Source organism: Vibrio sp. CJQ_6, assembly GCF_043106745.1.
Classification (GTDB): domain Bacteria; phylum Pseudomonadota; class Gammaproteobacteria; order Enterobacterales; family Vibrionaceae; genus Vibrio; species Vibrio furnissii.
Genome location: NZ_JBICMV010000008.1, coordinates 254,250 through 279,679, shown reverse-complemented (window position 1 = coordinate 279,679; position 25,430 = coordinate 254,250). Strand labels below are relative to the sequence as shown.

Here is a 25,430-nt window from a genome sequence, read left to right as displayed (position 1 = left end):
AGCATATACTGAAATACATCACCTGTCGTGACAGCGGCTAAAAAGCATACAAAAAAGAGCGCCGTAGCGCTCTCATGTCATCATTGTTTGCGGGTCAGTTGATCGCGCAAGTTAGGCGGGGTGCCTTTAATGGTCAGCGTGTCAGTTTCTGGGTCGTAGAATACGCGCTCCCCCATCAGCAGGCTGTCAAAGCTGATATTCAGGCCGCCACCGGCGCCCACATACTTAGTCAGTTTGCGCACCGTGCTGCGGTCGCCCGGGAAGCTCTCTTCCAACTCATATCCGTGTTCACGGGTGAAATCAAAGAAGCTGGTGCCGTCGGTGCTTGCAGGCAGCTCCCCTGAAAGCTCTTGAACTTGGACTTCTTCACCCGCTTTGATTTGATCGTTGCAGTACTCGTAAACCTGCTTCTTGTAGCTGATCGCTTCGTCTTTTTCGAGTTTTGAATCGGTACAGAAATCTTCCACGGCCTGCATCAGCAGTTGGTTTTGCTGTTTTGGATCCAAACCGATGTCTGCTTGCAGAAAATCAAGGAAGAAGTCAGCCACTTTACGGCCCACACGGCCTTTGATGTAAGACAGGTAACGGTTTGAATCACGATCGGTCTCGTAGCTCGACAGATCAATGCGCGCCGCAATGTCCATCTTATTGATGTCGAGGTAGTCAGTCGCGCTGATATCGAGACCTTCCGTCACTTTCAAGCTTTGGTTCATCGGCAAAATGCCAATAAACAGATAATCAGTCGCCAGTGATTGGTACTCTGCCATCACCAGAATGCCTTCGTCGGCAAAGGGGTACTTCGCCAACTCATCTTTCAGGCGTTGCGCACTCACTTGCGAAAAGTCGTAAAAGTTACGTTCCCCTTTACGCAATTCATGTAACCATGTTTGAAAATCACTGTCAGACTTAAACGAACCGAAACCTTTGCCCGCTTTCGCATTGAAAACGCGATGCAACTCGGCCACGAGGTTCTCGGTTGAGGTATCATTGTCAAGAGACTGAGCGCGGTAGTTAACCATCAACTCGTCATTATCGTTTTTGCGCAGTTGATGCAAAATGACATTGGAAAGGTGCAAACTCATAGTGAAATATTCATCGTACTGGTTTCAGTTGTAAGGCATAGTAGGTTATCATAAGCCGCTTTTACTATCATCATTAGAGTCTTTATGCCAATTACATCGAAATACAGCGACGAAAAAGTTGAAACTATCCTGACTGAAATCGCTGCCGTTCTTGATAAACATGATGCTTCTCCAGAGCTTACCCTGATGATTGCCGGCAACGTGGCAACCAACGTGTTGAACCAGAACGTGGCCGCAGCACAGCGAAAAGCGATTGCAGAGAAGTTTGCGCAAGCGTTAATGTCTTCGTTGCAAAATTAATTTCATACTTAACACCGGATAAATAGAAAAATACATGGTAGATAGCGGAAACACATACGGCGAACGTGTATCTCGTCTGGTTGGTTGGGGGCACTGGTTTGCCTTCTTCAACATCATTGCAGCCATGCTGATTGGCACACGTTACATTGCTCAGTCGCCGTGGCCGGACACCTTCTTAGGCCAATTTTATTTGACGCTTTCTTGGGTGGGTCATTTCGGCTTTCTGGTTTTCGCCCTCTACCTTTTAATTCTATTTCCCCTCACGTTCCTGATACCGTCACGAACGTTATTTCGGTTTGTTGCCGTCTGTTTCGCCACATTCGGCCTCACCGTCTTACTGATTGATACGCAAACCTATCAGACCATTAACCTCCACCTCACTCCTGTGGTGTGGGAACTCCTCTTTAGTGACGACAGCAACGTCAGCACCGACCTACAACATCTGTTTGTGGTTCTGCCGCTGATCTTTTTGCTGCAACTGGGCTTGTCTGAATGGGTGTGGCGCAAACAACGTAAACTGTCTCACAAGCGCATCGGTCGCCCAATGGCCGCGGTGTTTTTCGTCAGCTTTATTGCCAGCCATCTGATCTATGTGTGGTCGGATGCTTACCTCTACGCGCCAGTCACCAGCCAAAAATCGAACTTCCCACTCTCCTACCCGATGACCGCGAAGTCTTTCATGGAGAAGCATGGCCTGTTGGATCGTGAGGAATACCTTAAACGTTTGGAAGAGAAGAGCCGCAGTAATGTGGATTTGGTGAGCTACCCGCTGGAGAAAATCCAGTTCGGTCGTCGTGCGAATAACCTCAACATTCTGGTGGTGAGTGTCGACAACCTACGCGCCGATGTGCTGACCAAAGAGATGATGCCAAACATGGCGCAATTCGCCGCCAGCAACCTCAACTTCACCAACCACTACAGCTCAAGCAACGATGCATTTGGTATGTTTGGCCTGTTTTATGGCTTACCAAGCAGTTATGCCAGCAGCATCACCGTGCAAGGCACTGCGCCGGTACTGATGGACGTGCTTAAATCACAGTCGTATCAGTTTGGCCTATTCAGCGGCGACAACTTCAGTGACAGCCTGTATCAGGAAACCATTTTCCGTGGCCTGCCGCTCTCCAAAGCGCCGTTTGATCCCGATACCTCTGCCGATGAACAAACCATTCAACGCTGGGCCAATTGGGTCAGCGATAAAAGCAGCGCCCCATGGTTTAGCTTCCTTGAGCTAACCACGGTCGACAACTTCAGCAATTATGCCGATAGCAACACCCAAGGCTCTGCAACGGATAAGCTGCGCAACAACTACCACCATTCAGTCACCGTTGCGGATCGCGAGCTGGGGCTGCTGTTGACCAAGTTGCAAGAGCTCGATTTGATGGACAACACCGTGGTGATTGTGACCTCCAATCACGGCACAGAATTTAATGAAACGAAGACCAACAGTTGGGGCGCGAACAGCAACTACAGCCGTTATCAGCTCCAAGTTCCAATGGTGATTCGTTGGCCGGGTAAAATTGCTGCGACCTTTAACCATCGCTCCAGTCATCTCGATTTAAGCGTCACTTTGCTGCAAGATCTGCTGGGTGTGTCCTCAAACCCGAGTGATTTCAGTAGCGGTCGTAACCTATTTAACGAGAACAAACGGAAGTGGATTCTGGCCGGCGATTCCCGTGAATTAGCCCTGATCACTGACCAAGAAACCACCGTGATCGACAAGTTTGGCAACTTCAAATTGTTTGATGACAATTACCAACGATTGAAAGATGCCAACCCAACATTGCCGATTTTGATGCAAGGGTTGACGGAATTGCAGCGTTTTTACTCAAAGGATAATTAAATCAGCGATTTATCACTGTTTCCTAGTTGACGCACTGCATGAAAATGTTTAGATTAACCCCATCGGACTGTAGCGCAGCTTGGTAGCGCACCGTCATGGGGTGTCGGGGGTCGGAGGTTCAAATCCTCTCAGTCCGACCATACACCTAAAAAAAGAGAGCTTCGGCTCTCTTTTTTTCTATCCGCAATTTACTATCTGTCACTTCCTATCTGCAATAGGGCACGCCCTTCGCGTCCATCACGCCTGCGTATCGCCATATAACGACTTTATCGTCTCGCGCAGCCACATCACTTTGGCGTTGCGGGTATTGCGTTTATGCCAAATCATTGTGTACGGAATCAAGAGTTTGTCTTGATGATGGCGCGCTAACGGAATCGGCAAACAGATCAAATCTGGATGCATCAACGCGGTATAACGCTGGCAATAGTTCGGTGCCGTGGTGATGAGGTGATGATTCGGTTGCGCAGCCATAAACAGCGACTGTTCAAAGCTTGATGTGGTGAGCGCAATCTCCCGTTGACGCCCGAGATCGCACAACACTTCATCCAGCGCCCACATTTCACTTTTTTCCCACAGCGTACTGATGTGAGGAAACGACAGAAACTGATCCAGATCCCATGCGCCTTGCAACGCGGGATGATCCGCACGCAAGTACACCACCGGCAGGTCTGAGAAAATCACCTCGAAATCGATAAAATAAGGCAATAAATCCAGCGACTCTTTCGAGCGAGGATGACTCTCCCTGCCCGTAAACCCTAAATCGGCATCACCACGGATGATGGCGTCCAATGCATCATAGTCCCAATTGCTGGTTTTCACTTTAGCATCGGGATAACGACTGTGGATTTTGGGCAAGAGGTTATTGAGCATCGTTAGCAGTAACGGTGATTCCACCATCAGATGAAAGTTTATGCCCTTGGCCGATTCATCACTGCGTTTATCCAAAATTTGCTGGCCAATTTGCAGCCATTCCAAAAGGTCTGGCTCCATACTTTGCACCATCGGTGTTGGCACCAAACCACGTTGCGTTTTCACAAACAGCGGATCATCAAACCAATCGCGTAATTTGTTGAGCGATTTGCTGACCGTCGACGGCGTGACATTGAGGATCTTCGCCGCCTTCGAGACACTGCCCTCTTGCAAAATCAGTCGGAGCGTCATCAACAGGTTCAGGTCAAGACGATTAATGGATTTCTTCATACGGCGCACATTGAGCAGGTTTGGGGATCGCCAATAGTAACGCAGCGCACACCACACTACATAACCCTAAACTCACAATCAGAATATTCTGGGCGCTGAGGCCTAACAGCCCCGCGCTCCAAATGTACGCGGCCGACAAACACACCTGGCTCACGCCAATCACAGAACTGGCGATACCGGCACGAAAAGAAAATGGGCTGAGTGCTTGATTCATGGCCACGCCAAAGCCAACAGAGAAAGCCGCACAAATCAGCCCAAAACCAAGTAAATACCACGACGAACTCACCTCCAGAATCGTCACCGTCACAAGCGTGACGGCCGACAGAGCAAACAGCAGTTGCGATGTCATCAATAAGGTGCGTTCACGAAAATAGGTGAGCGCAATCGGGGTTGAAAATGACGTCACCATGCTGACTAACGCCGTCAACGCCATGACCAGCGAGTATCCGCCTCGGTCGTAGCCCATCTCGGTCATGATCAACATCGGCGAAACATTCACGTAAGTCAAAATGGCGGTGCACATCAACGACGTCATCACCACGCGACTGACAAAAAAGCGTTGCCATAATCGTTCCTCAATATGCAGTGAAACCAGCGAATCGGATGAGGTCGCCGTTCGCGCTTGAGGTTTGGTTTCTTTCAACGCCACCAACGACATCACGCCAACCACCGCGCCCATGCCCGCCATGGCCACAAACAGCGTATTCCAAGGGAAGAACAACATAATCAGGTAGCCCACCACAGGCGCAATCACCGGTATGACACAGGTGACGCCATTGATCATCGACAGCACTTTCGCGCGGCGCACATCATCCAGCGTGTCCCGTAAAATCGCAAACGCCACCACGTAGCAAAAGCCAGCGCCGATGCCTTGAACAAATCTCGCCATCAAGAACATCGTGATTTGTTCCGCCGCACCACCTAACAAGGAAGCCACAACAAAAATGAGCGCGCCTGTCACCGCCACTGGCTTTCGCCCTGCCGTGTCCGCGAGTTTCCCTGCAATCAACATAGTTGCAGCCATGCCAGCAAGGTAGAGCGAAAACGCGACATGAAGCTGCGATTCGCTCGCGCCTAAGTCGCTGGAGATTTGGGGTAACCCCACCAAATACAAATCGATGGCCGTCGGATACAACAGAACCAACAAGAAACTACAAAGCAGATAACGCAGCATAAACACCTCACCCATGAATGATGAGGATGGTAGGTCAGCACCGCAACGCTGGCGAGTGATAACGGCGACAACAGCAATGTCCCTTGGCGACATTCCCGCTTGGCACTCAACCAGCCAGAGCACATTGCACGACACATGCTTCAAGCGCTGAAAACACCTAAAAACTCTACTCAGAACAACTTTTTGCGTTTAAACGCGCATAAAATCAGCAAACAGTTCAATTGGGGCTTTACAAGATTTCGTGAGGTCGATAATATGCGCTCCAACAACGGAGAGATGGCTGAGTGGTTGAAAGCACCGGTCTTGAAAACCGGCGATGGTTAATAGCTATCCTAGGGTTCAAATCCCTATCTCTCCGCCACATTCGAAGAAGCCGCTGAGCAATCAGCGGCTTTTTTTCATTTCTGCACTTCGCATTGTGCGCCTTTGTATCCCTTGGCCTGCCTTGATGAACCGAACTTGAATCGTTGTTTCACGATGCCACGTTGTTCCCCTTGATGCTGTGCTGGCGAGGCCTGATAAGCCTTAAAATGAGCGCGCCGATAAAAATGGCAATGCTAATCGACGCCAAGCGCATGATGCCGGACGAGAACGAATCGAGGCCCACATTTTTGATGGCTTGATAAGTCAGCACAACAAAGTTAGTCAGAAGCAACTGATAAATCGCAGCATGCGCATCACGGCGAATGGCATAACAGGCAAGTTGAATACCCAAGAATAATGACACGCCCATCACCACCCACTCGGGTGCGCCAAAGCCACACAGCAACATGGTCGGGATGGTAAACAAAATCCCGGTTGCCGTGGTGATTAGCCGTTGGTAGACATAATCCTTCTGGTGATCGATCAACGGCAATTTGAGCATACTGCTGACGGTAATCGCGATCAGCATCGTCTGCGAACTGCCAATCCCAATCAACGCCACCAACACCAAACACATTGCGGTCGCCTTTAACATCGCGACGCGAAGATGACTTTCAATCCCTTGAGCAGGTTCATCCCGTTTGATGTCCTGCAGATCCCCCGGCAACAATATGTGCATAACGAAGGTGACAACAAGCGCCAACGCAAACGCCTGAAAGATGATGAGCGGCAAACCCGCAATCGGGAAATGCATCTGCTTACTCACCACCGTCGCGATGATGAGCACAATTAACGCCAAGTTCGAGATGATGTCTTGTGGATTGTGATGGCTGCGGTGATAACTCCAAGTGAAGATGCCCCAACAAACCAACGCAAACCCCGTGGGCGACCCCGCGAACATTTGCACGAAAAACACCATCGCAAGGCTAATGAGCAGCAGCACCAAAATCAGTTGTACCACCAGATTCATCGGAGGTTTAGATGGAATCGTCGTCAGCAGAATCACCACAAACATCGGTGCCAGAATGGGCAAAGGGTGACCCGTCACCTTCAAATAAAACAGCAACAGGATCGGCGCAAAGACAATCTTGACGATGGGATTAACGCAGCTACGAAACATAAGTCCACACACTGACAATGCTCATCCAAAGGCCAGCCAGAAACTCGCCCAGCCCACTTTGTTCCGTGTAAAACGCCACCGTCGCTTGTGAGCCATAACGGATGTTATGTGGGATTTCATCAAACACGATGTTGACCGGATAACGTTGCGCGTTGAGCGATGTGGTATCGGCGCGAATAAAGCCCGTGGTTGAATCGACGTTATTGCTATCGCCCGTCCCCCAGCCAAGGCTGTAAACCTTGCCATTCAGCACGCGTCCGGGCATAGAATCGAGCACGATTTTCACCCGCTGACCCGGCTGAATGTGTTCCAACGAGTTTTCTCTGACGAGCGCCGAGATCCAAATTTCCCGAGGATCGATAAACGTTAGCATCGGCGTGCCCACATTCGCAGGCTGGCCCACGGTCAGTTGAACGTTGGTGACAATGCCATCCGACGGAGCACTAACCGAGGTCTTTTGCAAATCAAGCTGCGCTTTTTCCAAGCTCACCATCGCGGCCAGAATTTGTGGGTTGTTGTTACCTTTCGGCCCTAAATTCTGTTTCGCTTGTTGCAATGAGGCTTCAGCCGCATTGAGTGCCGCCTGAGCACGCGAACGAGCTTCCACCGCATTATCCAACTCTGACTGGCTCAACACCCCTTTGGTCGCCAGTTCGGACACGCGAGCAGCCTGCTCTCTGGCATTATTTCTCGCCGCTAAGGCATCGGTCACTTTGGCCTGCGCCACTTCGACCGCAGCGGTGCTAGCCCCGATATTCTGCCCGGCCAGTTCCAAATTCGCCTGAGCGGAACGCACCGCGAGTTCATAATTTCTGGCATCGACCCTGAACATCACATCGCCCGCTCGCACCACTTGGTTGTTCTTGATTTTGACCTCAACGATATTGCCGGACACTTCGGGCGCAACACGCACCAAATACGAATGAACGCGGGCAATGCTGGTGATCGGGGTCACCCTGTCTGACCACAGGCTGTACATCCAAATCGCGAGCACAATCACGATGATGATGACACTTAACTTTCTCGAGGACTGTTCCGTTTTCGACATGTGTGACTTCTCTCAATTCCATAAATGCATTGCCGTCGGCCGTTTCAAGCAACCGCGGTGAATCTCATCAGTATAGAGCGTTCTTCATTTCGTATTTGTTTGTGACTTCATATTATTCAGAGGGATATAAGCCACCCGTTCCGATACCTGACGCGTACTGCCCCACCCCAAGCATCTACGCAGATACCACAGAGAAAATGCCCAACGTGCACATTGCCAGTTGACGCCACAATCATGTTGGTGTCATTGTCAGTCGTCGCCGCATTCATTCGGCCGACGGGAACGGAGAACACTGTGCGATACCCAAAAAGCTCAAGCTGCCGCACACCGCCCAACCTGGCCTATCACAACAAGGAGAAAATACAGTGCTCAACCACGTTACTGCCTACGCCGGAGACCCTATCCTCTCGCTGATGGAAAAATTCATGGCAGACAGCCGCGCAGACAAAGTCAATCTGAGCATCGGCCTGTATTACGATGAAAACGGCAAGATTCCCACGCTCGACTCCGTCGCTGCCTCGCAGGAACAACTGGCTCAAGCAGAGAAACAACCGTGCGTGTATCTACCCATGGAAGGTCTGGCACCTTATCGCGCTGCCGTGCAATCGCTGGTATTTGGCAATCACCATCCGGCACTGGAAAACCAGCGTGTGGCCACCATTCAGACTTTAGGCGGCTCGGGCGCCCTGATGATTGGCGCAGATTTTCTCCATCACTACTTTCCGCAATCAAAAGTATGGGTCAGCAACCCGACGTGGGAGAACCACAACGCAATTTTCGCCGGGGCCGGTTTCAACGTCGGCACTTACCCTTACTTCAATCCACAAACCAAAATGCTCGATTTCGAGGGCATGATTGCCGCGCTGCGCCAACTGCCTGCGCAAGACATCGTGCTGCTGCACCCGTGCTGCCATAACCCAACGGGTGTAGACCTGACCCCTGCGCAATGGGACGAAGTGATTGACGTCATCAAGCAACAACAGTTGATCCCGTTCTTTGATATGGCTTATCAGGGTTACGGCGAAAGCATGGCCGACGATGCGTATGTGATTCGTAAGATTGCCCATGAAGAAGGCGTGGTGAGTTTTGTCTCCAACTCGTTCTCGAAGATTTTCTCACTCTACGGCGAACGTGTCGGGGGGTTATCTGTGGTGTGTGGCAATGCTGAAGAAGCGTCACGCGTTTTGGGTCAGCTAAAAGCGACTGTGCGCCGCAACTACTCCAGCCCAGCGAAATACGGCGCGACAGTGGTCTCTGGCGTGCTGTGCAGCGACGCACTCAAAGCGCAATGGCTAAATGAAGTGGATGGCATGCGCAGCCGCATTCTGACCATGCGTGAAGCGCTGCACGACAAACTGAAGCAACTGCGCCCGGAACAAGATTTCAGCTTCCTGATCAAACAAAAAGGCATGTTCAGCTACACAGGCTTTAGTGCCGCGCAAGTCGATACGCTGCGCGAAACCCACGGCATTTACCTGATTGCCAGTGGCCGTATGTGTTTGGCGGGCTTAAATGCCGCGAACGTGGACAAAGTCGCCGCCGCATTTGCTGCGCTGTAAACGCGATGACATCTCTGATCGGGCACGCCTGATCAGAGATGATTGACCTCTTCAGCATTCCCTTGAATATAACTACCCAGATGCGTGCTGAACCGCCCCTGTTGCACCCGTTCAATCAATGGGCCTTGTAGCTCTTTCGGGTACAGACGCATGGTTGGCAGCTTATCTAGCGGCACCCACGCTACCGACTGAATGGCTTCTTCATCATTCAGTCCTTTGAGGTTGTCGATGTGCGGCGTGCCACGATAACTATCGATGACATAGAAAAACTCGGCGTGATAGCGCTGCGGATTGTGTTCCAAAAACTCGCGCACGCAAATCAGCTCCCCCACTTCAACGTCAATTCCAGCTTCTTCCAGAAACTCCCGTTGCACACACGCTTTGGTGCTACGGTCACCCGCTTCAAATCCTCCGCCGGGCGGGATCCAATATTCACCGGTAAAATCATGAATTTTCACCAATAAAATGGCGTCGTTTTCAATTAACAGCCCCGCGCCGCGAATGCGATGTTCCATGGGTTACTCCTTGTGAACGTGAAATGCGGCTTTAAAGAGCTGCATGTGAATTGGCACCAATGTTTGATGGTCACTGCGATAGCCACCACCAATCACGCACGCCATCGGCAACTGATGCTGCTTGGCAAGACGCATCATAAAACAGTCGCGCTGAAAAATAGCGTCGGTGGACACATGAAAGTAACCCAGTTCGTCATCCTGATGAATGTCGATGCCTGCATCATAAATAATAAGGTCGGGGCGATGTAGATTGACGGCCATCGTCACCACCGACTGAAAATGGCTCAGAAACTCCTCATCGCCCGCGTCACGACTGAGCGCGATGTCGATGTCGGATTCGGGCTTACGCGCCGGAAAGTTTTTGTCGCAATGAAACGACAGCGTAATGATGTCGTCGCGCGCCGCGCATAACGTCGCAGTGCCGTCGCCATGGTGTACATCGCTGTCGACGATCAAGACTTTATCTATCCCATCCAACAGCAAGGCCTGATGCGCAGCCAACACCAAATCGTTATACAAACAAAAGCCGCTGCCAAAATCGCGGTGCGCATGGTGATAGCCGCCGCTGAGGTGAATCGCCACACCATGTTCCACCGCCAATTGAGCCGTTAAACACGTGCCGCCCGCAGACGTCAATGTGCGCTCAATCAGCGCGTCACTCCACGGAAAACCGATACGGCGCATCTTCGCCGCTGGCAACGTGCCAAACGTTAATGCATCCACATATTCACTGTCGTGAACTTGTTTAATCACATCGCAAGTCAGCGCCGTGGGCGAGAAAAACTCAAACGTTCGCAACCAGTCGGCGTCCGCCTGCATCTCCATCAGCGCATCGTACAGCAGTCGATATTTGTTGATCGGATAGCGATGCCCTAGCGGCAGCGGCAATTGCGAATAAATAGAGTGGTAGATCAGCGGGATCATAGCCGTGCCAATTCAATGTCGAATAGACGAATGTTAACAGTTTGCAGCCCAAAAATCACAGCGCCGCATTGTCTGAATCGTTTCCTTTCGACGAAGCAGCCACGGCCAAGCATGCGACAGACAAATCAGCGCACGCGCTCGTTTACACCGTTCTTGATCTTTATCACCACACCTTCATGAAGACTATAGGTCTTTGTTACACAGAGCTTTTATTCAATCACACTTATGAAAACCGCCTCAACTTCCTGTGCTTTTGTTACTTACTCTTTATGGTTCAGTCCCCGAGACTGAACTTCTGAGTTGATGCCATTCCAATAGTTCGGAGAGGCATGAGCTTTCAAATTAGCAAAAGGAAAAGCTATTTATGAGACTATTCACATTTGTCCTGACCGGACTCACATTGACGCCGCTGCCCAGCACGGCCGAGTGGTACTTTCGAGGAACTGCCAATCAATGGGTTGCAACCCAAATGGCGGCCATTAACGACAATCAATATCAAACATGCCAAAGTTTTGCTTCTGGCGATGATGGAGGCGGGCCTAGATTTAAGATTGACCGCACGGGCGACTGGAATGAAAGCTATCCTGAGCAAGATTTTGGCGTGACCGAAAACCAAAGTTATATCATTAGTTTCTTTGTAGACAGCACGAGCATCACCACTGAGCCCGTCTCTAGCTGCGAATCAGATATCGCCATGAATTGGGGCAGTGCTTTTTTTCGTGGCACACCAAATGAGTGGCAAAGCACACCACTCACTCTGATTGACGATCACGTGTGGCAGGTTGATATCACTTTTGACGGCAGTAGTGAGCAGCGATTTAAAATCGATATTTTAGGCGATTGGAGTCAAAACTATGGTGACAACGAGAATGACCAAGTCTTGGACCTAGACGGTGACGATATCTATACCAGCGTCACCGGTGTATATCGTTTACAAATCAACGATCAAACGCTGGCGTATTCACTCACGGCACTCAATGCAGAAAACCAACTTCCCAACGCGCTCATTACACTGGATACCGAGCAAAGCGTGATTGCTGGCACCAGCATCACGTTTAGTGCACAAGGTTCTTCAGATGCCGATGGTGATATCGTCAGCTATTTGTGGGACAGCGGTGAGACCAGCGACACATTGACTCGCACGTTTGCTGAAGAAGGGACTTATACGATTAGTGTCACCGTTACTGATGATAGCGGCGCGCAAAGCGTTGCTTCGGTCACAATCACCGTCAGCTCGGCAGCCGTCAGCGAATGGTTCTTCCGGGGTACACCCAACAACTGGGCGACCACGGAAATGGTGAGCCAAGATCAGATCGTCTACTGCACCGAGCAGAGCTTTGCCAATAGCGACCCTCGCTTCAAAATTGATCGGTACGGCGATTGGACGGAATCGTATCCAACCGAAGACTTCCGAGTGGATGGTGATGCACTGTACTCAATCTGTATCGACAGCCAAACCAAAGAAGTGAGCGCACAGCAACTGGCCAGTGAAGATAAACAAGCGCCAGTCGTCACAGCCAGTCCGTCTGGCGGTATCTACGCATCGAGCCAATCCATCACGCTCAGTGTCAGCGATAATCAGGACGCCAATCCGCTGATGTATTTCACAACCGATGGCAGCACGCCCCATACAGGCTCGCCGCTTTATCAAGGTGAAATCATTCAGGCAACAGACATCGGAGATGGGATTGATTTGGTCATCAAAACACTGTCGGTCGATGCGAGTGGCAATCAACAAGTGCAGAGTTTTAGCTATTATATTGGCGAACAAATCGCTAGTGATGACTTTCGACAAGAGACCATCTACTTTGTCCTCACCGCTCGCTTCTACGATGGTGATAGCAGTAACAACTACTACAACCGAGATAGAATCAAAGCCGGAGACCCGCATTGGCGAGGAGACTTCAAGGGGCTGATAAGCCAGCTCGCGTATATTAAAGATCTTGGTTTCACCGCAATATGGGTAACGCCCCCCGTCGAAAACCGCTCAGGCCTCGATTACCACGGATATCACGCTTACGATTTCTACACTGTCGATCCTCGATTGGAATCACCGGATGCGAGTTATCAGGACTTTATCAATGCCGCTCATGATCAGGGATTAAAAGTGATCCAAGATGTCGTCATTAACCACTCGAGCCAATATGGGCTGCGCGACGCCGTCTGGATTGATCATCTCCCAATCAAATACTACGTGCCGGCAGGTGGAAGCCAAGGGGAAATTAGTAACGACCCTTATTTTGGTCATCTTGGCGACTACCGCTCTACTTATCGAGATGACAATGACAACAGCGTTGCGCCAGACTGGTTCCGTGCTCGACACAATTCCGATCCAGAAGGCACCACCCCGTTGGTCGATCCGAATACCGGAGTGACCGTTCCCCTCGCAGGCTATGATGCAAATCGCTTCTTTGGAATTGATGCGCAAACATTAGATCCGGCTTGGTATCACCTCGATGGGTTTATGTCAGGTGGCGACTGGGAAAATCCGACCTCTCTACAAAACAAACACATGGCAGGAGATTGCATCGATCTGGCAACCGAAAACCAAAACGTGAAAGATTATATCAACGGCGCGATTCATCAATATTTGGATATGGGCGTAGATGCGATTCGCCTTGATACGGTCAAGCACATTGCACGTGATGAGTTACTCGAGTATGTCAACGATTGGAAAGCTTATAAGCCCGGCTTATTTGTTTTCGGTGAGAACCTGGTGAAAGGGACTGGTTTTGGCTCAGAGCTAGACAACGACAACGCATCAGCTGTCATTCGTCCGTGGTGGTATACACGCACAACCCAAGACCCTGCCGACCCCAACGCTGGTGTTGATTCAGGCTTCTCAGTCTTGGACTTCTCCATCTTCTCAACTTTTCGAGATAACGTCACCAAAGGTAGCTTTGGCGGCATTGGCGGTGTACTTGGATGGGATTGGGTCTATGGCGACGCAACCAAGCTGGTCACGTTTTTCCAAAATCACGATGTCGGGCCTGATAATGACTTCAAATATCGTTATGGTGGCGACGTCGGGAATGCGGCAATGGTCTATAACCTGATGTGGACCAACCGTGGCATACCAGCGCTCTATTACGGGGAGGAAATCATGTTTCAAGCTGGTCTCCCTCAAGACATCGCAGGTGCCACGGATACATTAGACATGACGGGACGCGCTTACTTTGGCCCTCATCTCGATGACAAAGCCAACACGCAATCTCACCCGTTGTATCTTCACATCCAACGCCTCAATCAGATACGCAAAGCGATCCCTGCATTACAAAAAGCCCCGACCAGCCAGGTCAATGAATGGGGATCGGGGATCAGTTACGTTCGCGACTACAACAACGGAGAAAGCTATGCGGTGGTCGGCTTATCCGATGCAAATGCGCAGACGATCACCGTAAGCGACGTGCGCAATGGAACCTACACGGATGCGGTGACTGGCAACCAGATATTGGTTTCATCGGGTAGCCTCACATTTAACGTCAAGGGCTACAGTGCGGGAATTTATGTCCTGAATGGCCCCGGTCAAATCGGTACCGACGGGCAATTCCTACGTTAATGTGCACACTCGGCCCCCAGCTTCAGCTGGGGGCCGCTCTGCGTGGCGAGGACATCGACACATTCCAGAAATCGCGTAACGTGTCGATGAACTACTCTGTCTCGGGCGGCAAATCATTTGCTCAAGGCTCACTCGACTCTCCCCTGAATGGGCCTTTCTTCATGCCTTGCCGTTTGCTTCCGCTGATAGCACTAGGTGCGACTTTTTCCTTTCGGCTGACTTCGGTTACTGCTGGTGCGGCGTTTACGCTTAAACGCAGGACGTTCTACTTTCGGCAATGCACGCAGTGATTCCGGTACTGGCCCTGTTTTGACCTGCGCCATCAGTTGATCAATACGTTGTTGTAACGCCTGCATAAACGGCTGATAGGCCTGACCACGTTCGGCCATGGCTTGCAACTGATGCTCCCAGTGCGCCGTCATATCCGGATAGGTTGCGTCCGATGGTAGCGCATGAATCAGGCCACGTCCGGCCGCCGAGCTTTTAATCAACTTCCCTTCGCGTATGAGGAGCTGACGCTTGAACAGCGTATCGAGAATGCCCGCACGAGTTGCTTCCGTCCCCAAACCATCGGTGTCACGCAGAATTTTTTTCAGCTCTTTGTCTGCCACAAAACGGGCAATGCCCGTCATCGCCTGAAGTAACGTTGCCTCAGTAAAATGACGCGGCGGCTCGGTTTTGCGATCTTTGATTTCCCCTTCGCGGCACGTCAGCACCGTTCCGACCGGTAGCGGCGGTACAGTATCCACGCCCTCTTCCGGCTCTTCTTTCTGACCCGTCAGGGTTTTCCAGCCAGCCGACAGCAGCTGACGCCCTTTGGCGACAAACGTGCCGCCAGCGATATCAAACACCAACTTGGCTTCGGCATACACCGCTGGCGGATAAAACTGCATCAGATACTGACGGGCAATCAGCTGATACACCTTCACTTCATAGCTGGAAAGCGCATTGACCGAGACCTGCTTCGGCGTGGGAATAATGGCATGGTGCGCGTCGACTTTAGCATCGTTCCACGCTTTGGATTTACGCGACAAATCGGCATTAGCCACTGCGCCTGCCAGTTCGTTGGCATTGTTGGCGATGGCCGCCGTCACGGAAGGCGCCTGCGCGAAATGTTCTTTCGGCAGGTAACGACAATCGGAGCGCGGATAGGTAATCAGTTTGTGTTTTTCATACAACGACTGGCAAGTATCGAGCACTTGTTGCGCACTCATGTTAAAACGCTTCGCCGCATCAATCTGCAACGCCGACAATGAATAGGGCAACGGCGCAGACTGCTTGATCTGGTTCTGCTCCGACTCCACCACTTTGGCGGGTTGTCTGGCGATGCGACTGGCTACGTTCTCGACCAGTTTGCGGTTGAGCACGCGGCCTTCTTCATCCTGCCAAGGCTTGCAAGCGTCACTGGGTTTCCAGCGCGCGCGAATATCAAACGCGCCGTTGGCGTCCTGATAAGGGATCAGCGCATCCAGCGTGAAGTAATCGCGTGGCACGAAGTTTTCGATCTCTTCATCACGGCGCACCACCAACCCCAGCACCGGTGTTTGTACGCGCCCGACCGAGAGCACCCCCTGGTAACCCGCTTTTTGGCCGAGCAAGGTGTAAGCGCGCGACATGTTCATGCCGTATAACCAATCGGCTCGTGAGCGCGCCAGCGCAGACACAGAGAGCGGAATAAAATCGCGGTTGCTGCGCATCGAGGTTAATGCACGCTTCACCGCTGGCAAGTTCAAGTCACTGATTAGCAGCCGCTCCATCGACTCTTTTTTGCTTTTCGCCACTTTGCAGTAATCGATCACTTCGTCCACCAGCAGCTGTCCTTCGCGATCCGGGTCTCCGGCATGAACGATGTGATTGGCCTCTTTGAGCAGTTTTTTCACCACGCTGAGCTGCTTGCTGGCCGATTTGCGGGCGCGCAATTGCCACTGCTCAGGCACAATAGGTAAGTCGGCCAGGTTCCACTTTTTATAACGCTCATCGTAAGCATCCGGTTCCACCTGCTCAAGCAAATGACCGATGCACCATGTCACCACATCGCCATTGGCGCAGCGGATAAATCCTTGATCTTTCTTGTGCGGTTTTGGTAATGCATCGGCGATCGCGCGGCCAAGGCTGGGTTTTTCTGCAATGAAGAGACGAGTCATAGCGTTCAGTGTCTGACGGCCAAAAAATTAAGGCCACATTATCGAATGTGGCCTTAAGAAATCAAGAAAAACTGTGATTTTATACAGTATTTTGACGATTCAGAATCACTCTTCGCTGCTGGCTGAACGAGCCGCGGCTTCTTTGATGAGTGGCTGAAGTTCGCCTTTTTGGAACATCTCGATGATGATGTCACAACCGCCGATCAGTTCGCCTTCTACCCAAAGTTGTGGGAAGGTTGGCCATTGAGCGTACACAGGGAGTTCAGCACGGATATCCGGGTTTTGCAGGATATCAACGTAGGCAAATTTTTCACCACAAGCCATCAGAGCTTGTGCTGCTTGTGAAGAGAAACCACAGCTAGGCAGTTTTGGTGAACCTTTCATGTACAGAAGGATCGCGTTCTCTTCAATTTGCTGTTTGATTTTGTCGATGGTTTCCATTGCTTCCTCTTAATGGATTTCAATTTTCATGACGCCCATTCTAAATCATTAATAGAGAATAAAAAGCACATTATCTTTATGGTTATAGCATCCATTTGGCGCGATCGGCAAATTTGCACATGTGCCTAACCTCGCCTTCAACCGGCACTGACGTTGTCACACTCGCTTTCATTATCTGCGGGTTGCGAAACAATTTTTCTCCACATTGGGGTTTTAATAAAGTAAAAACTTGCTAAAATAGATCGCAAGTCAGTCGTATCGACGAATATAAAATAACACTGGAAGCAATCGAAAGAGGTAACTCTTTCAACTATATGGAGAATCGAGCAATGGCATTTGAATTACCAGCTCTTCCTTACGCTAAAGACGCACTGGAACCACACATCTCTGCAGAGACTCTGGATTACCACCACGGTAAGCACCACAACACTTACGTTGTTAAGCTGAACGGTCTGATCCCAGGTACTGAGTTTGAAGGTAAAACTCTGGAAGAGATCATCAAGACTTCAACTGGCGGTGTATTCAACAACGCAGCGCAAATCTGGAACCACACGTTCTACTGGCACTGTCTGTCTCCAAATGGCGGCGGCGAACCAACTGGCGCAGTAGCGGATGCAATCAACGCAGCATTCGGTTCTTTCGAAGAGTTCAAAGCTAAATTCACTGATTCAGCAATCAACAACTTCGGTTCATCTTGGACTTGGCTTGTGAAGAAAGCAGATGGCTCTTTGGCTATCACGAACACTTCTAACGCCGCGACGCCTCTGACTGAAGAAGGCGTAACACCACTGCTGACTGTTGACCTGTGGGAACACGCGTACTACATCGATTACCGTAACGTACGTCCAGATTACATGAACGGTTTCTGGGCTCTGGTTAACTGGGAATTCGTTGCAGCGAACCTAGCTAAATAATCCTGTATAGGATAAAAAGCAATTGAGACTAAGCCTGCATTTTTGCAGGCTTTTTTGTCATTTTTCTCCGGGAAATCCCTAAAGTTTTAGGCTTGTTGGCCGTTACAAGAGCATCAAACGGAGAACATCATGCACGTACATACTTTAGATAAAGCAGGCTTGATCAACGAACTGCAGATCGGCACTGGCATCAGCCAGGCGGTTTTGCATGGGCGTCGTGCCGACTTTTCTTTGATGTTGGCGCTGTTCTCTAACGATGTACGCGATACGACACCGGTTGAAGCTATCGAGCAGGTGGAGACGACGGAAGATGTGCTGCGTCAGCGTTTTGAATTGCAAGCACCTCAGACGCTGCGCAGTGACCAAAGTTCTTACCAGATTTCAGCCAGACAAGCTGAGCTGTTTCATCAAGGCGGCTTGGCGAGCGCCAAACTGTCACACTACCTTACCCCTGAAGTTTTGGCTTATCTCCCTGAAGATACGCAAGATTTGCCGGAAGAGGTTTACCTAAACCTGTCGGGGCATGAGCGTCGTCACTTAGCGCAGAAAACGCCAAAAACACTCCTACCATCAGATCTTTATCCGCAATTGAACATGGCTTGGCGTCACGATCAACTGCGTGCACAGGCATAATCACTGTCGACATTTGCGACGGTTTACCTTCGATTTCGCCAGAGTGTGAAATAGCGCAAAAAAATCATACCCACCTTGGCCACCAAACCAAGTTATTTGAAGTTATTCACATCGTACTCACAGCTAATCAACCATCCTATGCTGACCTGTTTCATAATGAAATGACATAATAAACACAAGAAGGCAGGCACACGATGAATATAGAAAGTGCACTTGTTTTGATTACTTCAGCAAGCTCAATATTAGGCAGTACACTGGCCATTCACTTTGCGCGTTTAGGGGCAAAGGTGGTGTTGTGTGATACCAACCAGCAAGGTCTGCTTGAAACTTTTACCCGTTGTCGGCATATTTCCCAAGACGTGGAACACTATCACCTGAGCGATTATTCGCTCAATAGCATTCACGGTATGCTCGACGAGATCGAGATACGCTACCAAGGTGTTCCGGATGTTCTGATCAACAACTGGCCCAACGCGCCGCTCCCTTCTGTGGTGGATGATCGCCCCGCAGAGCTGTTCATTCAGAAACTGGCGTTAATGGCCTCGTCACTGTTTACCTTCGGTCAAGCTTGCTCGGAACGCATGCGCCATCGCTCTACCAAAGGGGTGATCGTCAATGTGTTGTCTTACAACTCTCCGCAAGATAAGCCGGGGATTGAAAACGCTACGTCGATGGTCTCGGGCTTTACCCAGAGCTGGGCGAAAGAGCTGACGCCGTTTAATATTCGCGTCGGAGGCGTGGTGCCGATCATCTCAGCCAATGACGAGCACGAGCATTGGGCAGCCGTGAATGATGAACTGATTCGTAACACAGAATACATTGTGTCGAATGAGTATTTTAGCGGGCGAGTGATGTCGGCTTAACCGTGGTTAAGCCGAGCATGGATTAGAAACCTTCTTCCAAGTAGTCGTCGAGGTAATCTTCCTCGGCAGCGTTGTAGTCTTGTTTCTCAATTTCTGCTTTGAAGTCCTGACGCTGCAAGTAGACCTCTCGCGTCAGCGCATAAGGGTCCGGCGAGTTGTCCAGCATCGCTTCTTGTGGCACCAACGCCGCGCGAGTTTCCATACCTTCGAACGCCCATTTACCAATGCTCGCCCATATGTTTAGGTATGAAAGTGGTGCATACAAACCGTCCACCACATCAGTGGTTTCTCTGACCGTATACGGCCCATATCCCGGCACCATCACGTAAGGGCCATTCCCGACGCCATGATGCCCGGCAACATCACTGAATGCTTTCTCATCGTGTTTGGTGATCCCCGCTTCCGACGCAATGTCGATTAAGCCAAGTAAGCCGAGCGTGCTGTTAATCCAAAATCGGTTGAAGTGGTCGACCGCTTTACTCCCATTGCCCATCAAAAGGTTGTTGACCATGCTGGAGGGTTCATCTAGGTTAGACAAAAAGTTGGCAATACCACGGCGTACTGGCGATGGCACATAATCGACGTATGCCAGCGAGACTGGGCGAACAAGGTAAGGATCCAGATAGTCGTAGTTAAGCGACCACATGGTACGGTTGAAACCTTCCAGCGGGTCATTCACGCTGGCATCTGCGTTGGCTGTATCGTCTGGTGCAGAGCTACACCCGACCAAGACCAGCATCATACAAAGAGATAGAATCCGTGCTAAGCGGCTCGTCATTATTATAATCCATAGACAAAGGCCGATATATTCATCGGCCTTTGGTTTTATTGAAAGAAACAGTTGGAGGGTTATTAATACTGTTTATCAATCACAACTTCAACTGATTCACCTAATTTAACCGCCTGACTTTCACCGTACCAATCGCCGTCTTTCGTCGACACATTGCCATCGGTATCGATGCGAACACGCACCATCAAGGCATCCAGACTCGACAGTTTACGGCCTTGCATCATACTGTTGGTATCATCCAACACCACAGTGCGAGGGAAACTACTCAGCGGGTAACGCGCGGCTGCTACAGGCATCGGTGCGCCATCCGCCGTGTGAATCGAGACGATCAGAACGGCATTTTTCGGCAACGTCACGTTGCTGGCTAATGAAATGGTGACCGGTACCGATTGACCGTCGACAACCACCTCGCCCATCTTACGTTTGGCGCTCTCAATACTGCGCGTCAGCATGTCATAACGGCCATCGTTCGGACCGATCATTTGCTGCATCATGCCCCAATATTGGATGGCGGATGGGTAATCAGCACGCTCAAACGCATCAAATGCCAATAGCGAGTAGACACGCAAGTCAACATAGTCGCGCTGAGACAAACGTTTCAAAATGGCGCGCGCCTGATTTTGGTCCATCTCATCATCAGACAACATCAGCGCCTGCGCGTAGCCAAGTTGAATGTCGCCATCCTGTGGCTCTAGCGCGTACGCATGTTTCATGGCACCAATGGCCGTTTGCATGTCACGATTGGCCATCGCAATGCGGCCCAACAACAACCAACCGGTGGAATCTTCGGGTTGATAATACAAGCGGGTACGCAGCGACAATGTTAGATCTTGCATCTCCTGATCCGACAGCTCGACACCCTGACCTTGCGGCGCCATTAACTTACGGGTGAGTTCCGGTAAGTTAGCACTCACCTGTTGCCACTGTTCCACTTTAGTATAGTTGCCAAACTTAGCGTACAGACCGTAACTCAACAAAACCACCAGCGCGATCGATGGGATGAGTACCCCCATGGTTGAAATCGAGCTCTGCTGTTTCGCCTGTTCTTGTGCCGGAATGTCATCCAGAAGCGACTGTTTGAGGTCTGCGATCAAATCTTGTTCATTGTCCACCAAACCTTCTTCGGTCTCTTCTTGGAGCTCATTCAAACGGTCTTTGTAGAACGCTTTATTCAGCTCATCACGCAGCACCGTGTCGTTGTTGGCTTTTTTCTGAATCAACGGAATGGCAACGAAAACGCAGGTAATCGCGACCAAAATCAGCGTTGAGATCCAAAATAAGGTCATGATTGCTGATCTCCGTCTTTGTCTTCATCCAGTAACGCTTTCAAACGCGCCTCTTTGTCGGTGTCCCATTGGGTCGGCGTACTGGCCGTTGCCGCTTTACTGCGACGACTACGAATCACAATCACGCCAAAGCCAATCAGCAATACGGACAGCGGAGCCAACCACAAAATTGCTGTACTGAGCGTAAACGGCGGATTGTAAGTCACAAAGTTGCCGTAACGCGCAATCATGTAATCAACGATTTCGCTTTTCGATTTACCTTCTTTGGTCATCTCATACACTTTGTGTCGCAAATCTTTAGCCAGTTCGGCATTCGAATCCGCAATGGAGTTGTTCTGACATTTCGGGCAACGCAAGGTGTTGCTGAGTTCTTGAAACTGAGTTTCCTGCTCTGGCGACTCAAAATCGTACACATCAATGGCGGCCATGGCGGTGAAAGAAACCATCAACGCGGCAGCCGCAGCGAGTATCCAACGCTTCATTGTTTGGCCTCCTGCAACAATTGGTTATAGAGTGGCTCGAGTGTGTCTTGCCAGTTGCGAGGGTTGACGTCCCCCACATGACGATAACGAATCACGCCATTGGCATCGATGAGGAAAGTTTCCGGCGCGCCGTAAACCCCGAGATCTAAGCCCAGCATACCGTTTCCATCGAACAGACTAATCAAGTATGGGTTCCCCAAATCGTTGAGCCATGTCACCGCTTTATCACGCTGATCTTTGTAGTTCATACCAATGATTTTGACGCCTTTACCCGCCAATTGGTTGAGGTATTGGTGCTCGGCATAACACGTCGGACACCAAGTGGCCCAAACGTTCAACAGCAGCGGTTCGCCTTTGAAAATCGACTGGTCATAAAGTTTGCCGGGTTCGACTAAATCTTCCAGGCGAAACTGCGGCACGGCCTGACCGACCAACACCGATTCCAGTTTGGTTGGATCATCCCCTTCGGAGTTTTTGACCAGTTGGGTGGCAAACACGGCAACTAACGCCAGAAACGCCGCCAGCGGAATAAACAAAATCTTCTTATTCATCAATCAAGCCTCCTGCTGCGCGTTTTTTCTGAAACGGTAACGCTTATCACTGATCGCCAACGCGCCACCAATGGCCATCAACAGTGCGCCAGCCCAAATCCAACGAACAAACGGTTTGTAGTAAATTCGAACCGCCCACGCATTGTTGTCATCGAGGCGCTCTCCCATCGCAATGTAGAGATCGCGCGTCAAACCGCGATCAATCGCCGCTTCGGTCATCATCGAACGCGCCGTGCGATAGAAGCGTTTCTCCGCGTGCAAGGTGTTGAGGTATTTGCCGTGGTGTGTAATTTCAAAATCCGCGATATAGCCATCGTAATTCGGGCCATCTTTGTCACGTAATCCTTTGAAGTAAAATTCGTACTGCTGCATCTTGAAGTGCTCACCTGGCGCTAAACGTACGTCACGTTCAATGCTGTAGTTTTGCACCATCGCAATACCGATGATGGTCACCGCCAAGCCCATGTGGCCCAGCATCATTGACCAATGACTGCGTTGCAGCTTTCCGATGCCTTCGAAGAACGTATGGCGATGCGTGGCACGCTCATACAGCTCCACGCCATGCAGGCAAACAATCCACAACGCCATCACCCAACCCATGTAGGCCATGGCACTGAAATGTTCGGTGGTCAGTTGCACAATCAGCGCACCGAGCAGCAGGGAGATCACGCCAGAAATCAGCATCGGTTTAATCAATTTTGACAGGTTATCGCGCTTCCAACGGATCAGCGGTCCAATCCCCAACAAGAAAGCAAACGGCACCATTAACCACGCAAACAGTGTGTTAAAGAAAGGGGCGCCAATCGAGACAGACCCCAAGCCCAACTGTTTATGCACCAAGGGTAACAGCGTACCAATCAGCACCACGACCAGCGCAGCAATCAACAACACGTTGTTTGCCAGCAGCGCGTTCTCACGCGACACCAATTCAAAGTTGCCACGCACACGCACAGACGATCCTTTCAGCGCAAACAGCAGCAGCGAGCCGCCGATTACAAACACCAAAAACGCCAGAATGAACATGCCGCGCGCCGGGTCCGACGCAAACGCGTGAACAGACACCAAAATGCCAGAACGCACAAGGAATGTGCCCAGTAAGCTCAAGGAGAACGCCGAAATCGCCAGCAGAACGGTCCACGCTTTGAAGGTGCCGCGTTTTTCAGTCACCGCCAGCGAGTGCATCAACGCGGTGCCCGCCAACCAAGGCATAAATGACGCGTTTTCGACCGGATCCCAGAACCACCAGCCGCCCCAGCCTAGTTCGTAGTATGCCCACCAAGAGCCCAATGCGATTCCCAGTGTCAGAAATAGCCACGCGGCGGTGGTCCATGGACGTGACCAACGCGCCCACGCCGTGTCCAAACGGCCAGTCATCAACGACGCAATCGCAAATGAGAATGCCACCGAGAAACCCACATAACCCATGTAGAGCATTGGCGGGTGAATGATTAAGCCTGGGTCTTGCAGCAATGGGTTCAAATCGCGGCCATCAACCGGGAAGTACGGTAAGGTACGTGTGAATGGGTTTGACGTGATGATGATAAACAGCAGAAAGCCCACGCTAATCAAGCCCATCACGGCCAACACGCGCGCCACGGATTCTTGCGGCATGCCACGGCTCAATGTCGCCACCGCAAGCGTCCAAGCCGCTTGAATCAACACCCAAAGCAGCAAGGAGCCTTCGTGCGCGCCCCATACAGCCGTCAGGCGATAATACCAAGGTAATTGACTGTTGGAGTTACTGGCAACGTATTGCAGCGTGAAGTCATTGCTGTAAAACGCCCACAGCAAAATGCCAAACGACAGTGCCAACATCAGGAACATGCCGATCGACAGCGGACGCGCTGCATTCATCAACACGTGGTTATTTTTCGATGCGCCCACCAGCGGCAAAACACTCAGCAAGACTGCCAGTGCCAGCGACAAAATCAGCGCAAAGTGACCGATTTCCGCAATCATTTCGCACTTCCTTGCATTTGGTCTTGTGAATAGCTCATGGGGGAATGATTTTTCTCCATCGCTTCCGCAATCTCAGGAGGCATGTACTCTTCATCATGCTTCGCCAAGACTTCAAACGCTTCCACAGTGGTGGCATCTTTCAGCACACCTTGCGCCACAATGCCCTGCCCTTCACGGAATAGGTCCGGAAGAATGCCTTCATATGTCACGGTTACCGAAGGGCCCGTGTCATGCAGCAGGAAGCTCACTTTCAGAGAATTCGGGTCACGTTTCACAGAACCCACTTCCACCATGCCGCCAATGCGCAAGCGTTGGCCGACTTCCGGTTTCTGGCCATTTTTGCCGTTCACCAGTTCAGTGGGGGTATAAAACAGATCCATGTTTTGATTGAGTGCGTACAGCACGAGACCAATGGTGGCACCTAAGCCGATGAAAATCGCCAGCACAATACCGAGGCGCTTCTTGCGTCTTGGATTCATAGTGTGTTCTCCATATTTTTTGCTGCATCGATTCGTGCCTGACGCGCTACCTTAGCCTGGACTTCAGTCAGTAGCGTTTGACCGCGGCGAACACTCGCCACCCACAAAATCAACATTGATAAGAAAGTAATACCAAAGGAGCTCCACACATACGCCGCGTAGCCTCCCATTGCCCAGAAATCGCTCATCGATTCAAAGTGCATC

At 50.8% G+C, this 25,430-nt stretch carries 23 protein-coding genes and 2 tRNA genes; 9 read left to right on the top strand and 16 right to left on the bottom strand.

What is annotated here, in order from left to right; all coding sequences use genetic code 11:
- Positions 1-80 precede the first annotated feature (80 nt).
- On the bottom strand, positions 81-1,082 hold the full coding sequence (gene yejK, locus ACF8PK_RS03540) for a nucleoid-associated protein YejK (RefSeq protein WP_014204663.1): 1,002 nt from the start codon (positions 1,080-1,082) through the stop codon (positions 81-83).
- An 84-nt stretch (positions 1,083-1,166) separates the two neighbouring features.
- Here yejK and ACF8PK_RS03535 point away from each other — a divergent pair, with 84 nt between their 5' ends.
- The 3 genes from ACF8PK_RS03535 to ACF8PK_RS03525 all read left to right on the top strand — a co-directional run bounded on the left by ACF8PK_RS03535 (position 1,167) and on the right by ACF8PK_RS03525 (position 3,362).
- Positions 1,167-1,382, top strand: coding sequence for a YejL family protein (locus ACF8PK_RS03535; RefSeq protein WP_004724190.1), 216 nt, complete (start codon positions 1,167-1,169; stop codon positions 1,380-1,382).
- 34 nt (positions 1,383-1,416) lie between these two features.
- Positions 1,417-3,222: a DUF3413 domain-containing protein gene (locus ACF8PK_RS03530; RefSeq protein ID WP_055466019.1), complete on the top strand. Its 1,806-nt coding sequence runs from the start codon at positions 1,417-1,419 to the stop codon at positions 3,220-3,222.
- A gap of 63 nt (positions 3,223-3,285) precedes the next feature.
- Positions 3,286-3,362: transfer RNA gene (locus tag ACF8PK_RS03525), tRNA-Pro, on the top strand.
- Between the two features lie 97 nt (positions 3,363-3,459).
- Here the strand turns inward: ACF8PK_RS03525 and yidZ are convergent.
- Together yidZ and ACF8PK_RS03515 are read right to left on the bottom strand one after the other, a co-directional pair.
- Positions 3,460-4,422, bottom strand: a complete 963-nt coding sequence (gene yidZ, locus ACF8PK_RS03520; protein WP_392440079.1) for an HTH-type transcriptional regulator YidZ — start codon at positions 4,420-4,422, stop codon at positions 3,460-3,462.
- On the bottom strand, positions 4,406-5,596 hold the full coding sequence (locus ACF8PK_RS03515; RefSeq protein ID WP_392440604.1) for an MFS transporter: 1,191 nt from the start codon (positions 5,594-5,596) through the stop codon (positions 4,406-4,408). The genes yidZ and ACF8PK_RS03515 overlap by 17 nt, the downstream gene beginning before the upstream one ends.
- Positions 5,597-5,866: 270 nt before the next feature.
- Between ACF8PK_RS03515 and ACF8PK_RS03510 the strand changes: the two genes are divergently transcribed.
- A tRNA-Ser gene (locus tag ACF8PK_RS03510) sits at positions 5,867-5,957 on the top strand.
- A gap of 111 nt (positions 5,958-6,068) precedes the next feature.
- Here the strand turns inward: ACF8PK_RS03510 and ACF8PK_RS03505 are convergent.
- Both ACF8PK_RS03505 and ACF8PK_RS03500 read right to left on the bottom strand, forming a co-directional pair.
- Complete coding sequence (locus ACF8PK_RS03505; protein WP_392440077.1) at positions 6,069-7,079, bottom strand: DUF2955 domain-containing protein; 1,011 nt, start codon at positions 7,077-7,079, stop codon at positions 6,069-6,071.
- Positions 7,069-8,127: an HlyD family secretion protein gene (locus tag ACF8PK_RS03500; protein WP_014204658.1), complete on the bottom strand. Its 1,059-nt coding sequence runs from the start codon at positions 8,125-8,127 to the stop codon at positions 7,069-7,071. Before ACF8PK_RS03500 ends, ACF8PK_RS03505 begins: the two co-directional genes overlap by 11 nt.
- A 365-nt stretch (positions 8,128-8,492) precedes the next feature.
- Between ACF8PK_RS03500 and ACF8PK_RS03495 the strand changes: the two genes are divergently transcribed.
- Positions 8,493-9,686, top strand: coding sequence for an aromatic amino acid transaminase (locus ACF8PK_RS03495; RefSeq protein WP_392440074.1), 1,194 nt, complete (start codon positions 8,493-8,495; stop codon positions 9,684-9,686).
- Between the two features lie 32 nt (positions 9,687-9,718).
- Here the strand turns inward: ACF8PK_RS03495 and ACF8PK_RS03490 are convergent, their stop codons facing one another.
- Together ACF8PK_RS03490 and ACF8PK_RS03485 are read right to left on the bottom strand one after the other, a co-directional pair.
- Positions 9,719-10,201 carry an NUDIX domain-containing protein gene (locus ACF8PK_RS03490; RefSeq protein WP_158165525.1) on the bottom strand — a complete coding sequence of 161 codons (483 nt, stop codon included), beginning with the start codon at positions 10,199-10,201 and terminating at the stop codon, positions 9,719-9,721.
- A 3-nt stretch (positions 10,202-10,204) separates the two neighbouring features.
- On the bottom strand, positions 10,205-11,125 hold the full coding sequence (locus ACF8PK_RS03485) for a histone deacetylase (RefSeq protein WP_392440072.1): 921 nt from the start codon (positions 11,123-11,125) through the stop codon (positions 10,205-10,207).
- Between the two features lie 364 nt (positions 11,126-11,489).
- On the opposite strand from ACF8PK_RS03485, the gene ACF8PK_RS03480 reads away from it, so the two are divergent.
- Positions 11,490-14,684, top strand: a complete 3,195-nt coding sequence (locus tag ACF8PK_RS03480) for an alpha-amylase family glycosyl hydrolase (RefSeq protein WP_392440070.1) — start codon at positions 11,490-11,492, stop codon at positions 14,682-14,684.
- A 191-nt stretch (positions 14,685-14,875) separates the two neighbouring features.
- Here ACF8PK_RS03480 and ACF8PK_RS03475 read toward each other — a convergent pair whose 3' ends face one another.
- Together ACF8PK_RS03475 and ACF8PK_RS03470 are read right to left on the bottom strand one after the other, a co-directional pair.
- Entirely contained in the window at positions 14,876-16,828 is a 1,953-nt protein-coding gene (locus ACF8PK_RS03475) for a DNA topoisomerase III (RefSeq protein ID WP_392440068.1), read from the bottom strand.
- A 105-nt stretch (positions 16,829-16,933) separates the two neighbouring features.
- On the bottom strand, positions 16,934-17,269 hold the full coding sequence (locus ACF8PK_RS03470) for a Grx4 family monothiol glutaredoxin (RefSeq protein WP_004724159.1): 336 nt from the start codon (positions 17,267-17,269) through the stop codon (positions 16,934-16,936).
- Between the two features lie 329 nt (positions 17,270-17,598).
- Between ACF8PK_RS03470 and sodB the strand changes: the two genes are divergently transcribed.
- From sodB to ACF8PK_RS03455, 3 genes are all read left to right on the top strand, one after another.
- Entirely contained in the window at positions 17,599-18,183 is a 585-nt protein-coding gene (gene sodB / locus ACF8PK_RS03465; protein ID WP_014204651.1) for a superoxide dismutase [Fe], read from the top strand.
- Between the two features lie 129 nt (positions 18,184-18,312).
- On the top strand, positions 18,313-18,816 hold the full coding sequence (locus ACF8PK_RS03460) for a VC2046/SO_2500 family protein (RefSeq protein WP_238820965.1): 504 nt from the start codon (positions 18,313-18,315) through the stop codon (positions 18,814-18,816).
- A 194-nt stretch (positions 18,817-19,010) separates the two neighbouring features.
- On the top strand, positions 19,011-19,679 hold the full coding sequence (locus ACF8PK_RS03455) for an SDR family oxidoreductase (protein WP_158140377.1): 669 nt from the start codon (positions 19,011-19,013) through the stop codon (positions 19,677-19,679).
- Between the two features lie 22 nt (positions 19,680-19,701).
- On the opposite strand, the gene ACF8PK_RS03450 is transcribed toward ACF8PK_RS03455, so the two are convergent.
- The 7 genes from ACF8PK_RS03450 to ccmD form a co-directional block, all read right to left on the bottom strand.
- Entirely contained in the window at positions 19,702-20,457 is a 756-nt protein-coding gene (locus ACF8PK_RS03450) for a VacJ family lipoprotein (protein WP_392440064.1), read from the bottom strand.
- A gap of 74 nt (positions 20,458-20,531) precedes the next feature.
- Positions 20,532-21,755 carry a c-type cytochrome biogenesis protein CcmI gene (gene ccmI, locus ACF8PK_RS03445; RefSeq protein ID WP_392440062.1) on the bottom strand — a complete coding sequence of 408 codons (1,224 nt, stop codon included), beginning with the start codon at positions 21,753-21,755 and terminating at the stop codon, positions 20,532-20,534.
- The gene (locus ACF8PK_RS03440; RefSeq protein ID WP_004724512.1) at positions 21,752-22,237 is read right to left on the bottom strand and encodes a cytochrome c-type biogenesis protein; all 486 of its coding nucleotides are present in this window, start codon (positions 22,235-22,237) and stop codon (positions 21,752-21,754) included. Before ACF8PK_RS03440 ends, ccmI begins: the two co-directional genes overlap by 4 nt.
- Positions 22,234-22,788: a DsbE family thiol:disulfide interchange protein gene (locus tag ACF8PK_RS03435; protein ID WP_004724515.1), complete on the bottom strand. Its 555-nt coding sequence runs from the start codon at positions 22,786-22,788 to the stop codon at positions 22,234-22,236. The genes ACF8PK_RS03440 and ACF8PK_RS03435 overlap by 4 nt, the downstream gene beginning before the upstream one ends.
- Before the next feature lie 3 nt (positions 22,789-22,791).
- On the bottom strand, positions 22,792-24,747 hold the full coding sequence (locus tag ACF8PK_RS03430) for a heme lyase CcmF/NrfE family subunit (RefSeq protein WP_392440060.1): 1,956 nt from the start codon (positions 24,745-24,747) through the stop codon (positions 22,792-22,794).
- The gene (gene ccmE / locus ACF8PK_RS03425) at positions 24,744-25,226 is read right to left on the bottom strand and encodes a cytochrome c maturation protein CcmE (protein ID WP_004724517.1); all 483 of its coding nucleotides are present in this window, start codon (positions 25,224-25,226) and stop codon (positions 24,744-24,746) included. The genes ACF8PK_RS03430 and ccmE overlap by 4 nt, the downstream gene beginning before the upstream one ends.
- Positions 25,223-25,429: a heme exporter protein CcmD gene (gene ccmD / locus ACF8PK_RS03420; RefSeq protein ID WP_004724518.1), complete on the bottom strand. Its 207-nt coding sequence runs from the start codon at positions 25,427-25,429 to the stop codon at positions 25,223-25,225. The genes ccmE and ccmD overlap by 4 nt, the downstream gene beginning before the upstream one ends.
- Position 25,430: the final 1 nt, after the last annotated feature.

Excerpts from the sequence above, each read along its gene's own strand:
- yejK (WP_014204663.1), bottom strand. The coding sequence starts at position 1,082 with ATGAGTTTGCACCTTTCCAATGTCATTTTGCATCAACTGCGCAAAAAC.
- ACF8PK_RS03535 (WP_004724190.1), top strand. The coding sequence starts at position 1,167 with ATGCCAATTACATCGAAATACAGCGACGAAAAAGTTGAAACTATCCTG.
- ACF8PK_RS03530 (WP_055466019.1), top strand. The coding sequence starts at position 1,417 with ATGGTAGATAGCGGAAACACATACGGCGAACGTGTATCTCGTCTGGTT.
- yidZ (WP_392440079.1), bottom strand. The coding sequence starts at position 4,422 with ATGAAGAAATCCATTAATCGTCTTGACCTGAACCTGTTGATGACGCTC.
- ACF8PK_RS03515 (WP_392440604.1), bottom strand. The coding sequence starts at position 5,596 with ATGCTGCGTTATCTGCTTTGTAGTTTCTTGTTGGTTCTGTTGTATCCG.
- ACF8PK_RS03505 (WP_392440077.1), bottom strand. The coding sequence starts at position 7,079 with ATGTTTCGTAGCTGCGTTAATCCCATCGTCAAGATTGTCTTTGCGCCG.
- ACF8PK_RS03500 (WP_014204658.1), bottom strand. The coding sequence starts at position 8,127 with ATGTCGAAAACGGAACAGTCCTCGAGAAAGTTAAGTGTCATCATCATC.
- ACF8PK_RS03490 (WP_158165525.1), bottom strand. The coding sequence starts at position 10,201 with ATGGAACATCGCATTCGCGGCGCGGGGCTGTTAATTGAAAACGACGCC.
- ACF8PK_RS03485 (WP_392440072.1), bottom strand. The coding sequence starts at position 11,125 with ATGATCCCGCTGATCTACCACTCTATTTATTCGCAATTGCCGCTGCCG.
- ACF8PK_RS03480 (WP_392440070.1), top strand. The coding sequence starts at position 11,490 with ATGAGACTATTCACATTTGTCCTGACCGGACTCACATTGACGCCGCTG.
- ACF8PK_RS03475 (WP_392440068.1), bottom strand. The coding sequence starts at position 16,828 with ATGACTCGTCTCTTCATTGCAGAAAAACCCAGCCTTGGCCGCGCGATC.
- ACF8PK_RS03470 (WP_004724159.1), bottom strand. The coding sequence starts at position 17,269 with ATGGAAACCATCGACAAAATCAAACAGCAAATTGAAGAGAACGCGATC.
- sodB (WP_014204651.1), top strand. The coding sequence starts at position 17,599 with ATGGCATTTGAATTACCAGCTCTTCCTTACGCTAAAGACGCACTGGAA.
- ACF8PK_RS03460 (WP_238820965.1), top strand. The coding sequence starts at position 18,313 with ATGCACGTACATACTTTAGATAAAGCAGGCTTGATCAACGAACTGCAG.
- ACF8PK_RS03455 (WP_158140377.1), top strand. The coding sequence starts at position 19,011 with ATGAATATAGAAAGTGCACTTGTTTTGATTACTTCAGCAAGCTCAATA.
- ACF8PK_RS03450 (WP_392440064.1), bottom strand. The coding sequence starts at position 20,457 with ATGACGAGCCGCTTAGCACGGATTCTATCTCTTTGTATGATGCTGGTC.
- ccmI (WP_392440062.1), bottom strand. The coding sequence starts at position 21,755 with ATGACCTTATTTTGGATCTCAACGCTGATTTTGGTCGCGATTACCTGC.
- ACF8PK_RS03440 (WP_004724512.1), bottom strand. The coding sequence starts at position 22,237 with ATGAAGCGTTGGATACTCGCTGCGGCTGCCGCGTTGATGGTTTCTTTC.
- ACF8PK_RS03435 (WP_004724515.1), bottom strand. The coding sequence starts at position 22,788 with ATGAATAAGAAGATTTTGTTTATTCCGCTGGCGGCGTTTCTGGCGTTA.
- ACF8PK_RS03430 (WP_392440060.1), bottom strand. The coding sequence starts at position 24,747 with ATGATTGCGGAAATCGGTCACTTTGCGCTGATTTTGTCGCTGGCACTG.
- ccmE (WP_004724517.1), bottom strand. The coding sequence starts at position 25,226 with ATGAATCCAAGACGCAAGAAGCGCCTCGGTATTGTGCTGGCGATTTTC.
- ccmD (WP_004724518.1), bottom strand. The coding sequence starts at position 25,429 with ATGCACTTTGAATCGATGAGCGATTTCTGGGCAATGGGAGGCTACGCG.